The following is a 13260-nucleotide window of genomic DNA, read 5'->3' as shown; positions in this document are numbered from 1 at the left end:
CCCGCCGCTGCACTCGCTGTCCGCGCGATGGTCTACGAGCAGCCCGGACACTTCGATGGCGTCCGCATTCTCGGGGTCGATGAGCACAAGTGGAAGCACGTGCGAGGCGACGGCAGCAGCTCGTTCGTCACCGTTCTGGTGGACCTGACCCCGGTCGTGGAGGGCACCGGCCCGTCTCGTCTGCTGGACATGGTCCCGGGCCGTTCGGCGAAGGTCCTCACCGAGTGGCTCGACGCCCGCGACCAGGCTTTTCGAGACCGAGTCAAGGTGGTCACGATGGACGGATTCGCCGGCTACCACACCGCCGCCGCCAAAGCCGTCCCCGAAGCACGGACGGTGATGGACCCGTTCCACGTCGTGCATCTTGCCGCCGACAAGCTCACCGTGTGCCGCCAACGCATCCAGCAGGCCACCACCGGGCACCGAGGCCGCACCGGCGATCCACTGTACGGCATCCGCCGCACCCTGCGAACCCGCGCTGAGCTGCTGACCGACAAGCAGAAGGTCCGCCTGTTCAAGGCGTTCACCGCCAATGACGCGCACGCGGCGGTGGAGGTCACCTACGGCGTCTACCAGCGACTCATCGCCGCCTACGAGGCCTCGGGCAAGCGGGAGGGCAAGATCGCGATGTACAAGCTCCTGAAATCGATCCGCACCGGGGTGCCCACCGAACTGCCCGAGCTCGCCCAGCTGGGCCGGTCGCTGTGGAAGCGGCACCGCGAGATCCTCGCCTACTTCGACGTGGGCGCCTCCAACGGCCCCGTCGAGGCCATCAACGGACGCCTCGAGCACCTCCGCGGAATCGCCCTGGGCTTCCGCAACCTCAAGCACTACATATTGCGGTCGCTCATCCACTCCGGACAGCTCCAGAACCGGATCAACGCACTCTAAATCCGGAAGGGCCGGTTTCTTGCTGATCGACCCACTCTTGGGCATTGCTTTCGGTGTGGTATTGCTGTGGGCGAGCTGGGGCATCTTGCGGGACGCTGCCCATCTACTGATGGCGGGCACACCGACCGACCTCAGCCTTCCCGAGATCACGGCAGCACTGGAGGACACCGAGGGGGTCCAAGGGGTGCACCACGTTCACGCGTCAGCACTGACCAGCGGACGCTATATCTTCTCCGGACACCTTCGAGTGGTCGAGGGCGCCGATCCACAAACCGTCCTGCAAACAGCCTCCACTGTGCTCGAAAACAAGTTCGGGTTCTTCTTCACCACCTTGCAAGTGGAGACCGGCCACCTTGATGAGGCTGGCGCCGAAGCGATCGACATCACGCGGCCCGCGCCGAAAAATAGAACATGAAGGCGCTACTGCTTCTGGCTTTGATCACCGTGTCTGAAGCGACTATCGGCGTATTTGTCAAGCTTAGCGACGGGTTGATTCCCGTCCAGACGCTGACGTTTTACGCGATGGCCTTCGCGGCGGTGTTTCTGTTCATTGCGCGGGCACTGGCGAGCCGGGAATGGCCCCGGTTCCCGCGCGGGAACGTAAAGGACACGGTCATCATCGGCGCGCTGATCGCGGCCCAGGGCGGAGTGTTCAACTACGCCATGACGTTGGTGCCCATCGCCAATGCGGTGATATTCTGGAGTATTGCCCCGTTCTTCGTGTTCATTTTTTCTGCACTGTTTCTTGGCGAGAAGGCGCACAAGCGCTACATCGGGATTTTCGTCATTGCGTTGGCCGGTATCGCCGTGGCTAACCCGCTCAGCGGCGGTCACACCCTGGGCAATCTTGTGGCGTTGGCAACCGGGGCGATCTATGCGGCGATGATCACCTACATGCGTTATGAGGGCAAGACCGAGACGGGTAACGACATAGCCTGGTCGCTCCTGGCCGCGGCACTGGTGCTGTCGCCCTCGCTGCTGCTCGTCGGGCCCGGCAAGGTCTCAGCCACAATCTCCTATCCCGGGCTAGGTATCTCCGTGCCGGTGATGCTTTGGGTGGGGGGTTTGGGCGTGATTTCCACAGGATTCGCCTATTTCGGCATCTCCATCGTTTTGAAAGTTCTCAACGCCAATGTTTACTCGCTGGTCGATATCATTGTCTCCCCTGTGGTAGCCACGACATTGGGGTATTTGGTCTTCGCCGAAGTTCCGGCGCGGAGCACGATTTACGGGGCTGTACTGCTGCTCGGCGCCGGATTCTGGTTGACACGGGAGATGTCGCGGGGGGCAGAAAATCGAGCCGCGCACCCCTGTCAAATTGCCTCCCACCACACTTGAGAGTCCAGGGGTTCGTGCACGAGGTGAACCACGACGTCGTCTTCGACGTTTAGCTGGCTGTCCTCAGTGGGGTGCGGCCCGGTGCGGCAATCCGGTGGAACACCATGGCTGCCGCGAGCGTGATCCCAGCTAGCCAGCCAAGGGCCAGTAACGCCCCGGCGGTCTCGTCGAAACTGGGGGTGAACGCTGCGTCGGTCAAGACGCGAACAGCTCCATGGGAGGGCATCCAAGTCGCCCAGTCGGGTGGGGCGGCGTCGAACATGATGTTCTGGGCCAACCCGACATCAAGGAAAGGCAGCATGAACATCAAGTACAGGCCGCCCAGGCGCCCGACTATAGGTCCGATCAGCACTCCGAGCATGGCGTAGGTCAGGGCAACCGCCAGGGTCGCGAGCGCGAACGCCACCCACGAACGCGGTTGGAAGCTGAAGCTGGTCACGCCCAGGGAGACTGCGCTGACCAACACTGCGGCCAAGAGGATCACCCCGAGACGAGCCGCGAGCACCTCTGCGGTGCGGTAGCCGGCCACAACGAGTCGCCGGTCGGCCTCGAGTGATCCGAGCACGACGAACAGGCCAGCCAGGCCGGCCAGGAAGGCCACGGTGATCGGCACCATGATCGCTCCGTGCACATCGATCATCGAGACAATGGCGATCGTGTCCTGGCCGCGCTCGGTGAGTGCAACGGGGGTGGGCTGATCAGGGGTGATGGCGATCGACAGAGAGATGAAAAAGAAGGGAAGACCGACAAGCAGAACCCACAGTGCGACGTTGCGTCGATACTCGCGCCAGGCGAACCGCGACGCCACCCGTGTGCGCCCCCAGGTCGACTCGGGTGCACGACGACTGGTGCGGCGGTGGCCGGTAGTCAACACGAGGACACCGAACGCGAGCACCAGCCCGCCAAGGGTCCAGACCGCTGCGGCGCCAAGGTCACTGAGCGGGCCCGCGTGGCCAGTGCTGGCATCGAGCATCACCAACGTCGGAAAGTGTGAAGGGAACACGCGGGTAATCCATGAGTCGGACGGACCCATCGCCGGTCCGAGGAATACATCGAACATCCACACGAAGACGATCACCAAAGAGCCGTTGACTTCGGAGCGCACTAGCGCACCCACCGCTGTGCCGAGTCCCAGGTATATGAGGGCAAACATGACGGTGGCTGTCACTGTGCGGCCCACGTCAACCATGTCGGTACGAAGCGCCAGCGCCAGAAGTGAACCGGCAACCGCCACGCCCGCCAACGCCAGAGACGACGCCAGCCTGGCCAGCACGACCCTCGTCGGGGAGGAATCCGTGGCAGCCAGTCGTCGATCTGCCTGACGGGACCCGCTGACGTGGAAGAACCCCGCCACGCCAGCCAGAAATGCTGAGGCCCAGCCGGCGGTCACCGCCTCCAACTGTCCGAGGCTGGCTTGCCCACCCAGGATCCGGGCGAACTCGGCAATCGTGTCCGCTGTCAAGGTCACAAACACCAGGGGCACGACGCCCAGTAGCACCAAATTTATTGGACGGCGGGCATACTCGACCAGATACCGCCACGTCAACGACACAGTGAATGGGGTCGTCATCGTAAGATCGTCCTGCCGTCGACCAGGTCGTAGATGCGGTCGAAGCGCTCGGCGTCAGTGATGAAATGGCTGATGATCAACAGACTGCGCCCGGACTCGCGCCGGTCTCGGGTCAACTGCCAGAACCGCTGGTAGGTGTCCCAGTCGAACCCGGCGTAGGGCTCATCCAGTAGCAGCAGGTCAGGGTCCGGAAGCAGCGCCAAGCCGAGGTTGAGCTTGGCCCGAGTCCCCCCGGACAGCGCCTCAACGCGAGCGTGCCTCCACGCGACAAAGCCCAACGTGGTGTAGATGTCGTCTTTGGACCGCTCGATCTCGTCGTCGTCCATGCGGTAGGCCCGACCGAACAGGTCGAAGTGCTCGTCGCAGGTCAGCCTCTCGTACAGGATCGGCTCCTGCGGACAGAATCCGATGGGCCCAGTGTGGCTAATGGTGCCGCTATCTCGGGGTAAAGCACCCACTAAAATTTTCATCAGAGTTGATTTCCCCGACCCATTTTCGCCCACTAGACCCACGATCTCGCCAGGTCGAAGCTCGATGTCCGCGCCGCGCAGCACGCGTCGGGTGCGCCGTCGTGGCCACCACCCGGTTCGGTAGGACTTAGCCACACCGTGAGCGGCCAACACCACCGTCTCCCCAATAGGGCTTTCAGGCAGGCCGGTAATTGGATCCTGGTCCGTCACATCTGCTCCTCATTCAAATACTGGTAATGATCTCGCAAAAAGATGAAGTTTGGAGTCACCTCCGATGAAGGTTCAATAAACATTCTGAAAGAGCACTCCGGGATTATGGCGGTGGCATTCTTCACATTCATACTTTGAGGGAGGCTCTGCCCAACTCCGGCCGTAACACCGCATACAGTCACATTGGATGCGAGCTAGAAAATCGCGGGCCACCCACCGCGGCGAGGAGGCTACCGATGTCCGACAGAACAGAAGAGGCGATGACCTTCCAGGCAGTGCATACATGGATCGCGTCCTCTCCCGCCGCCGGTGCAGCCACCGCTGTCGAAGTAGAGGTCACCGACGCGATGAGGTGCTCTGAGCTACACCACACCCTGGTGAGGTTGCCCCTCGGTCGCGGTACGGGTGGCACAAATCGGCAGAATTCCCACTGGGCAGGCAAGGACCACCCGCTCGCCGGCCTGCCCGCCAGCGGGCTCGTCGATCCGCTCGCAACCTATTGCTTCGCTCGCAGCTCCTTGCGTGGGCCAAACCCAGCGGGCTCTTCGCGACCCTTCCCCTTGAAAGCGTCACCTCTCCCCTCCCGCGCCGATTGAGTTCTTGTAGCTCAAGACCCCCGGACCGGATGGCCAGCCCGAGCGACAAATCGGCAGACAGTCAACCGCGGGGGCGTCGATGACCTCCCCGCGAGCCGAAGGCGGATCCCCTGCGTTAACCGGCAAACCGTCCCCGCTTCGGATGTTATGGATCACCGCCGCCCTGGCTGCCTGCTTCCTCGGTATCAAATGGGGACTGCGCGATGCGCCGCTGCTGTGGTTTGCGGCCCTGCGGGCGCTACTTGGCGGTGGCGCCCTGGCTCTCGTCGCCCTCTTTCAGCGACGACAGATTCCGTCCTCTTTCACAGCGTGGGCAAAGATCACGGCCCTCGGGTTGGTCAACTGAGTATTTGGAGGCTTGGGGGCCACCGGATATTGCGTTTGGGGGCCAGCAGTATTGCCGTTGGGGGCCGGTGATCGCGTCTGTGGGGACCACCGGCCCCGTCTCGGGGATTATTTACTGACTCCCGGCAGCGGCCGCATGCTCGCGCATGTTGTGGGTGCCGGTGTCGATCCAGATGGTGTTGTGCACGATGCGGTCCATGACGGCGTCGGCGTGTACTCCGGAGCCCAGGCGCTGGTGCCAGTCCTTCTTGGAATACTGGGTGCAGAACACGGTCGACCCGGTGTCGTAGCGTCGTTCAAGGAGCTCGAGGAGCATTCTGCTGATCGTCTCGTCGGGGTGGTCTAGGAGCCATTCGTCGATCACCAGCAGGGAGAACGCGGCGTACTTTTTGAGGAATTTGTTCTGGCCTTGGGGTCGGTCTTTGGCCAGGGCCCAGGCTTCTTCGAGGTCGGGCATTCGGATGTAGTGCGCCCGGAAGCGGTGCTGGCATGCCTGCTTGGCCAGGGCACAGCCGAGGTAGGACTTGCCCGAGCCGGTGAAGCCCTGGAAGACGACGTTCTGTTGGCGCTGGATGAACGAGCAGGTGGCCAGCTGCGCGAGGACGGCGCGGTCCAGGCCGCGTTCCTCGACCAGGTCCACGCGCCGCAGATCGGCTGCTGGGTAGCGCAGGTTGGCCCGGCGGATGAGTCCGTCGATCTTGGAGTGGTTGAAGCTCTCGTGGGCGTGGTCGACGACCAGCTGCAGGCGCTCGCCGAAGTTCATGCCGACCACGTGGTCGTCGTGTTGCGCTTCGATCGCCTCGAGCAGTGGCTGGGCGCCCATCTCGCGGAGCTTGCGCTTGGTCTCGCTATCGATGCTGCTCATCGGGTGCTCCTGGCGTAGTAGTCGGCGCCGCGGACGTACCCGCCGGCCTGTTCGGGCTTCGTGCGTGGCTGTAGGGCGGCGGTCTTGTCTTGGCCGGTGGCCAGGATCGGGTGGATATGCGCGTAGCGGGGCGAGCGCACGGGCCCGGTCAGCGCCAGGGCGCAGGCGGCTTCGACGCGCTCGGCTGAGAACCGCCGCGAAAGGCGCAGCACCGCCAGGGCGGCGTCGAGGCCCTGTTCGTCGACGGGTACGGATTCGAAGATCCGGTTGATCACGATGACCGCCGCTGGCCCCACCCGCTCGGCCCACTCCCGTACCCGGGGTGCATCCCACTGTTGGTACTGGCGGCCGGCCGGCAGGTCGGCGTCGTTGGTGCGGTACTGCCCGGCGGCTCCAGCTGGGAGCAGCAGGTGGCTGGAGATCCGCTCGGTGCCGCGGTAGATCTCCAGCGTGCGGGCGGTGATCCGCACATCGACCTTGGTACCGATGTGCGCCAGCGGGGCGGAGTAGAAGTTCCGCTCGAACACCACGTGCCCGTTGCGGCCGACCCGGCGGCCGTAGAGCCACCGGCTGATCTCGAACGCCACCGCGGGCAGCGGCGTGAGTAGCGGCCGCTCCTCGGCGGTAAACACGCTCAGTCTCGAGCCGGGGCGTTTCTGGAACGGTTCGCGGTTGTAGGCGTCCATCCGCTCACCGATCGCCTCTGCCAGTTCGGGCACCGTGTGAAACGTCCGGTCCCGCAGGCCGGCAATCACCCAGGTCGCGACGTGCGCCACGGTGTTCTCGGTGCTGGCCTTGTCTTTCGGGCGCCGTATCCGTCCTGGTAGAACGGCTGCTGAGTAGTGGGCGGCCATCTCCCGGTAGGCGTCGTTGAGGACGATCTCCCCGTCGCGGGGGTGCTTGACCACGCCGGTCTTGAGGTTGTCGCACACGATCCGCGGTACCGACCCGCCGATGGCGTCGAACATCGCCACGTGAGCCCGAAGCCACGCGTCCTGCTGCATGTCGGTGCTGGGCCAGACGAACGCGTACCGGCTGAACGGCAGGCACGCCACGAACAGGTACACCTTCCGCGTCGCCCCGGTGACCGGGTCGGTCACCTCCATCGTGGGGCCGGACCAGTCGACCTCGACCGTCTGGCCGGCCTTGTGCCCGACGCGGGAGGCGGCGCCGGTGACCATCACGTGTCGCTGGTAGGTCTTGCACCACCGGTCATATCCCATCGCCGGCGCTTTCGCGTGGGCGCAGCGGTCGGTGTACTCGCCGTGCAGCAGCTTGAGCGTGACCCCGACCCGGGCCATCTCGCGGTGGACCTGTTCCCAGTCCGGCTGGGCGAACACGCTCTCGTGCTCCCCGCGGCCCGGGAACAGGCGGGCGTACACCTGCTCGTCAGTGAGCTCGGCGACGTCGTCCCAGCTCGTCTCGGTCGCATCGGCGGCCTCCAGCACCGCGGTGATGCTCTTGCGGGACATGCCCTGCGAGGCGGCAATTGCCCGCCCGGACAGGCCTTCGGCGCGAAGCTGCAACACGAGCTTCGCCCTGATCTTCCGTACAGTCACGGATTGCTCCTTCCGCCGCGTGCCCTATACACGCGGCGGAAGGAGCCTAGAAGCGGGTGGCCCCCACGGGCGCTACTGCTGGCCCCCAAGCGCAATATTCGCGATCCCGGCCACTGGCCCCCGGAGGCAATACCGGTGGACCCCAGTGAGACGAATATTCACAACGTCACGTTTGCCTTCGCCGCAATGTTCGCTGGCGTCGCCGGGCTGTCCACCGGGGTCGCGGCAGTACTGGCCAACGCCCAACCATTGCTGATCTTGCTGCCCGCTTGGTGGCTGTTCGGGGAACGAATCACGGCACGGACCGGGCTGGCCCTGGGAACAGGGTTCGCCGGACTGCTTATCGTCTCGATACCCGGAGGCGGCGGATCAGGAGCGCTACTCTCGCTACTCGCGGCCGCAGCAGTAACCGCGGGCACGCTGATGGTGCGCGGTTTGGCAGACCTCGACGTCGTGGTGCTCAGCGCTGCCCACTTTTTGATCGGGGGGCTAGTACTGGCCGGGGTCGCCCTCACCGTGGAAGGCCCCCGGCCATTAACTGGACCCCGCGGTTCGTGATCGTGTTGGCATTCCTCGGCCTGGTGGCGACCGCAGCGACCACTCTGGCCTGGTTCGTAGAGGCTCAACGCTCACGGCTGTCCTCCCTGACGGTGTGGATGTTCCTGATCCCCGTGTTCGGTCTGCTGATCGGGATAGTGGTCCTCGGCGAACGACCGACTGCCTGGGTCAAGCCCCTGGAAGTGGTGTAACTGAATGGTGATCCTTCGTGGGTGGTCAGGCGGGTAGTTGCATCAGGTCATCGGTGCTCACCTCCGTCGGCGAGCTGGTGGCGGGGTCGGTGGTCAGGGTGAGTCGGCAGCGGCTGAGGACTTCGAGACCGAGGTAGCGGCGGCCTTCGGCCCATTCGTCGGTCTGCTCGGCCAGGACGGCGCCGATGAGGCGAACGATGGCATCCCGGTTCGGGAAGATCCCGACCACGTCGGTGCGGCGTCGGATCTCCCGGTTGAGCCGCTCGGTGGGGTTGTTGGACCAGATCTGCCGCCACACATCGTCGGGGAACGCGATAAACGCCAGCAGGTCCTCGCGGGCATCGCCGAGGTGGTCAGCAACCTCGGGCAGTCTGCCTTCGGTGTAGTCCAAGAGCCGGTCGAACTGGGCATTGACAGCCTCGGCGGTGGGCTGGTCGTAGACGCTATGCAGCATCGCCTTCACGGCCGGCCACATCGACTTGGGGCACGCGGCCATGAGGTTTGCGGCGTAGTGGGTGCGACAGCGCTGCCAGGCGGCCCCGGGCAGGTTCGCCGCGATCGCCTCGATCAGCCCGGCGTGGGCATCGGAGGTCACCAGCCGGACTCCGCCCAGGCCACGGGCCACCAGGTCGGCGAAGAAGGTGTTCCACGAGGCCTTCGTCTCGCTGGTGGCGACTTGCATGCCCAGGACCTCGCGGTGGCCGTCACCGTTGACCCCGGTGGCCAGCAGCACCGAGGCTTTGACGACCTGCTTGTTCTCCCGGACCTTGATCGTCAGCGCATCGGCGGTGACGAACGTGAACGGTCCGGCCTCGTCCAGGCGCCGGTGCCGGAACGCCGCGACCTGCTCATCGAGGTCTTCGGCCATGCGGGAGACCTGGGACTTGGACAGCGAGTCGATGCCGAGAGTTTTGACCAGCTTGTCCATCCGGCGGGTGGAGACCCCGGCCAGGTAGCAGTCCGCCACGACGGTGATCAGCGCGGATTCGGCCCGCTTGCGACGCTCGAGCAGCCACTCGGGAAAGTAGGAGCCCGAGCGGAGCTTGGGGATGGCGACGTCGACGGTGCCGCCCCGGGTATCCAGGGGCCGGTGGCGATAACCGTTGCGGTAGTTGGTGCGCTCTGACGAGCGGGCGTTCCACTCGGCGCCGCACACGGCGTCGGCGTCCGCGGACAGCAGGGCGTTGATCATGGTCTGCAGCAGCTCGCGCATCAGATCCGGTGACGCGTCGGTCAGGGCTTGGCTAAGCAGGCCTGCAGGGTCGACAATATGGGGTGCGGTCATCGTGATGACTCCGTTCGAGGATTCGGTAGAAGGTTGACTCGAAGGATCACACGGTGGCCGCTCTACATCCGTACACAACACGGAATCGCAGACGATCTCGGCCACCGAGTTACACCACTCTATGGGGCACTACTNGGCGTCGGTGATGGTCACCCCGAGCTCGACGGTGCGGCAGATGGTGTCGGCGAGCAGGCTGGCGGTAGCGTTCAAAGCGGGTCCTGGGGATGCGAAGTGCTGGTGTAGGAACTTGCATCTTCACACGCCCCAGGACCCCTACATCTTGTGCCTCACCGCATCACCGGCGAACCCCAGCTATGCACTCCGGATCCGGAAGGGCCCGATATCGGGAGCGGACCCGTCGTCGGCCGGGCCGGCTGCAGGCGCTCAACGTGAGCATGTCGGGCAGGGCGCCGAGGGCGAGAAATTGATGAGCTCCCGCGAGGTAAGGGCGAGAGCCAGCTCGAGGATTGGACTCAGTAATCGAGCCTATTTCTCGGACGTAGACGCCGTCGGCGTTCAGCCTCAAATCTGGTGCCGTAGCGATCACGAACGGTCATCGTTACGAGGCGGTCATGGGCCACTGCCTCCGTGGCCGCATCCACCTCAGCAATATGACCGGATACGACATCAGGATCGATATCCCTGTCACCAGGTCCCACAGCACCGTCGCCTAGGCTGCCTTGCTCGTCGTTGCCCTGGCTACGTTGGCGGCGCCGCTCCCGGATTTCACTCCACAGAAAGTAGCCAAGCCCAATTGGCGCTAGAACTCCGAATGCAAGCCATTGAAGCCCATAGGACAGGTACGAACCCGCCTCGACTTCCGGTATCGGAGTTGGCTCGAGTGATCCTGGTTGACCTCCGGGGAGCTGGAGATGATAGCCAGCAAGATCGAGATCCAGAACCCGACCGATCGTCGAGGTTTCAATGGAGCGCACCATGTGACGATCGTGCAGAACTATCGGTTCGGCCGGGGTGTCGGTGGGCATTCTGAGCCTGGCGGTGATGGTCACTGGATCGGCTACCGCGGCCGGGTAGGTCGGCACCGTGTTGTTCTCGCCAACGCGAACCCATCCACGATTAATAAGCAGATCATCGCCGCCCTCGGTCCGAAATGCGGTGAGAACTTGGTAAACCTGTTCCCCGTCGACAGCTTGCTGCCGCAAGAGCACTTCGTCTTCGGGCAGATAGCGACCGGTTACTGTGACCCGATGCCACTCGGATTCGTCCAACGGCGCGTCCCGCGCCGTCAATTCCGTCAACGGCACTGGATCGGCTTCGACGCTGTGAAGAAGTTGGGAATTGCGCGTCTTCAAATCCTCGTTCTTGCCTAACTGCCATGGCGCCAACAGTGTGAAGCACGTATAGACGAACAGTGCGACGGCGATGAAGGAAATCAACCACCCCGGCGTCATCACGCGAAAGACCCTCTGCACGCCGTTCACGGTAGGCGTGATGGCAAGACGGTCGGCATCGGGGCCCTCCTGTCGGCACCAGCTCCGGCGATCATTAATCGTGCCCGCCTCCCGCCACTGTCGGCAGGGATGGTTCCGATCCGGCGAGATCAGCGTGTTGCGTGCCGAATTGTGGCATCCGGGCCTGGATCGGAAGTGTCGAGCAGCAGGTCGTTGTCTACGTCCTCAGATGACGACGCCGTTCGCGGCCAACCATGACACCGAGTCGATCCACTGGCCGGCGGGATTCTGTACGCCGAAGTGCACATGCGGACCAGTCGAGTAGCCACGGTTACCGACTTCACCGATCACCTGGCCGGCGGTGACCTGCTGGCCTTCGGTGACGTAGTTGGCATTGTTGTGGCCATACTCCAAGAGATAGCCGTCATCGGTCTTGATGCGAATCCATAACCCATAACCGGAAGCGGGGCCGGAGGCCACGACCGTGCCGGACTTGGCTGCATACAAGGGTGTGCCGATCGGCGCAGCGATGTCGGTGCCATTGTGGTTAGCGCCCCACCGCGAGCCGAAGCCAGAGGTGATCGTTCCATCAGTCGGCCTGTGAGCTTGGCTGGCGACCGAAAACGCCGAAGACGACGACTGAGCAGTATCGAATCCGAGCGCCTGGCTCAGCCCGGGGGCCTGACTTGCATACTGGCGGACCGCGTCAGCTCCGATGCCATAGCGGGCGGCAGCCTCTTCGACCATCTGTCCGACGTGCTCGGGATCAGACGATTGGGCAGCGGCCACAGGGGCGACACTAAGCGCCGCGCCACCGGCGATTGCGGCGCCAGCCAGCGTGGTGGCGGCGATCCGGCCCACTCCCCTGGATCGGTTGGCGCGATGACGCCCACCAGCAGAGATGCGGTGGCCCACACCAAGCGAGTCCATGAGATCGGCGAACGGAACGCTCTTGGAGGAGCTCGACATGATTGATTCCTTCAACTTAAGCGATGGTCGCAGCTTCATACCGACGACCACTGGAGACTCCCGAAACGGTAACAGTTGCATATCATCCTGTCACGGAGAGTTTCCTGAGAATCCAGAAATCAGCAGTTCATACGCCATTTGTTATTCATCTACGGCATCGCCCGACCGTTACCCCGACGTGATTTTTGGTTCGAACGCGGGCCGGCCGGAGCCACCCCGCAATCGTCCCGGGTGACTAAACCGCGATCAACGCAAGCAGGATCAAGGTCCTTACTCCTGCCCCCTCCTCGTACCCGCCGCACGTGTGATGTCGATCGCTGCTGCCGCAGACTCATCGGGACAGTCGGTCTCCACCTGCACAGTAGAAAAGAAGAAGCCGTACCGATCCTGAAGCAAGTTGGAGGCGGATTGGAGAACGATCTGCGGATCGGCGCTTGCGGAGGTGCGCAGGTGGCCGGAGAACACGAAACGTCCACTGGTTAGTGCCCAAGCATGGGCATGATGGACGTCTTCCACCCCATCTATCGCTGCCAGGTCTTCAGTCACGTCAGACAGGTAGACCTCGTCGGGTGTGCCCTCCATGAGCAGATGGGTGGCGTCGCGCAGGATGCTCCAGCTTGCCCATACAAGCACGAAGCCGAACGCCAAACCGAGCAGCGGATCGATCAGCAAGAACCCGGTGAACTTGATCACTAGTGCGGTGACGATGACGAGCAGGCTGCCGACGAAGGTCTGGATGATGTGCCACAACGCGCCACGAACGTTCATGTCGCTGCGGCTTTGTTTCCAGATCAGGCTCAGGGCGACGATTTCGGTAAGCAAGCCTCCCGCGGCTGCCCACAGCATGGGCGTCGTGGGCAGGTCAACCGGAGCATTCATGCGCATGGCAGCCATCACGATCACCACCATCGCCATGATTAGCAGGAAACCGCCATTGACCAGCGCGCCTACGATCTCGGCGCGGTACCAGCCAAAGCTGCGATTTTCGTCTGCGGGGCGGC

Annotated in this window: 14 protein-coding genes; 6 read left to right on the top strand and 8 right to left on the bottom strand. The window is 63.7% G+C overall.

The window, feature by feature from the left end; all coding sequences use genetic code 11:
• From AYO52_RS11835 to AYO52_RS11825, 3 genes are all read left to right on the top strand, one after another.
• Positions 1-891 (top strand): ISL3 family transposase (locus AYO52_RS11835; protein WP_082923969.1); only part of this gene is annotated, 891 nt, incomplete at its 5' end.
• Positions 892-910: 19 nt separating this feature from the next.
• Positions 911-1306 carry a cation diffusion facilitator family transporter gene (locus AYO52_RS11830; protein WP_067717488.1) on the top strand — a complete coding sequence of 132 codons (396 nt, stop codon included), beginning with the start codon at positions 911-913 and terminating at the stop codon, positions 1304-1306.
• Entirely contained in the window at positions 1303-2229 is a 927-nt protein-coding gene (locus AYO52_RS11825) for a DMT family transporter (protein WP_067717485.1), read from the top strand. Before AYO52_RS11830 ends, AYO52_RS11825 begins: the two co-directional genes overlap by 4 nt.
• Positions 2230-2278: 49 nt before the next feature.
• On the opposite strand, the gene AYO52_RS11820 is transcribed toward AYO52_RS11825, so the two are convergent.
• Together AYO52_RS11820 and AYO52_RS11815 are read right to left on the bottom strand one after the other, a co-directional pair.
• A complete protein-coding gene (locus AYO52_RS11820; RefSeq protein ID WP_067717482.1) occupies positions 2279-3799 on the bottom strand; it encodes an ABC transporter permease in 1521 nt (506 codons plus the stop codon).
• Positions 3796-4479, bottom strand: a complete 684-nt coding sequence (locus AYO52_RS11815) for an ATP-binding cassette domain-containing protein (RefSeq protein WP_096907171.1) — start codon at positions 4477-4479, stop codon at positions 3796-3798. Before AYO52_RS11815 ends, AYO52_RS11820 begins: the two co-directional genes overlap by 4 nt.
• Positions 4480-5217: 738 nt before the next feature.
• Here AYO52_RS11815 and AYO52_RS18605 point away from each other — a divergent pair.
• Positions 5218-5421: a hypothetical protein gene (locus AYO52_RS18605; RefSeq protein ID WP_172812157.1), complete on the top strand. Its 204-nt coding sequence runs from the start codon at positions 5218-5220 to the stop codon at positions 5419-5421.
• Positions 5422-5532: 111 nt separating this feature from the next.
• On the opposite strand, the gene AYO52_RS11810 is transcribed toward AYO52_RS18605, so the two are convergent.
• Together AYO52_RS11810 and istA are read right to left on the bottom strand one after the other, a co-directional pair.
• Positions 5533-6285, bottom strand: a complete 753-nt coding sequence (locus tag AYO52_RS11810) for an ATP-binding protein (protein WP_067717476.1) — start codon at positions 6283-6285, stop codon at positions 5533-5535.
• Positions 6282-7844: an IS21 family transposase gene (istA, locus tag AYO52_RS11805; protein WP_067717474.1), complete on the bottom strand. Its 1563-nt coding sequence runs from the start codon at positions 7842-7844 to the stop codon at positions 6282-6284. The genes AYO52_RS11810 and istA overlap by 4 nt, the downstream gene beginning before the upstream one ends.
• Before the next feature lie 135 nt (positions 7845-7979).
• On the opposite strand from istA, the gene AYO52_RS18940 reads away from it, so the two are divergent.
• Positions 7980-8402: an EamA family transporter gene (locus AYO52_RS18940; RefSeq protein WP_253702108.1), complete on the top strand. Its 423-nt coding sequence runs from the start codon at positions 7980-7982 to the stop codon at positions 8400-8402.
• Positions 8399-8593, top strand: coding sequence for an EamA family transporter (locus AYO52_RS18935; protein ID WP_067717472.1), 195 nt, complete (start codon positions 8399-8401; stop codon positions 8591-8593). Before AYO52_RS18940 ends, AYO52_RS18935 begins: the two co-directional genes overlap by 4 nt.
• A 25-nt stretch (positions 8594-8618) precedes the next feature.
• On the opposite strand, the gene AYO52_RS11795 is transcribed toward AYO52_RS18935, so the two are convergent.
• The 4 genes from AYO52_RS11795 to AYO52_RS11785 form a co-directional block, all read right to left on the bottom strand.
• On the bottom strand, positions 8619-9878 hold the full coding sequence (locus AYO52_RS11795; protein WP_067717467.1) for an IS256 family transposase: 1260 nt from the start codon (positions 9876-9878) through the stop codon (positions 8619-8621).
• 473 nt (positions 9879-10351) lie between these two features.
• On the bottom strand, positions 10352-11320 hold the full coding sequence (locus AYO52_RS17780; RefSeq protein WP_227022437.1) for an SURF1 family protein: 969 nt from the start codon (positions 11318-11320) through the stop codon (positions 10352-10354).
• A 195-nt stretch (positions 11321-11515) separates the two neighbouring features.
• On the bottom strand, positions 11516-12259 hold the full coding sequence (locus tag AYO52_RS17775; protein ID WP_081615259.1) for a M23 family metallopeptidase: 744 nt from the start codon (positions 12257-12259) through the stop codon (positions 11516-11518).
• Between the two features lie 270 nt (positions 12260-12529).
• On the bottom strand, positions 12530-13260 hold a 731-nt coding region (locus AYO52_RS11785; protein ID WP_067717464.1), incomplete at its 5' end, for a cation diffusion facilitator family transporter.

This window comes from Dietzia sp. 111N12-1, from assembly GCF_001658045.1.
Lineage (GTDB): Bacteria > Actinomycetota > Actinomycetes > Mycobacteriales > Mycobacteriaceae > Dietzia > Dietzia kunjamensis.
Note: the sequence above shows the minus strand (reverse complement) of the source record. Positions and strands in the feature narration are given on the sequence as shown.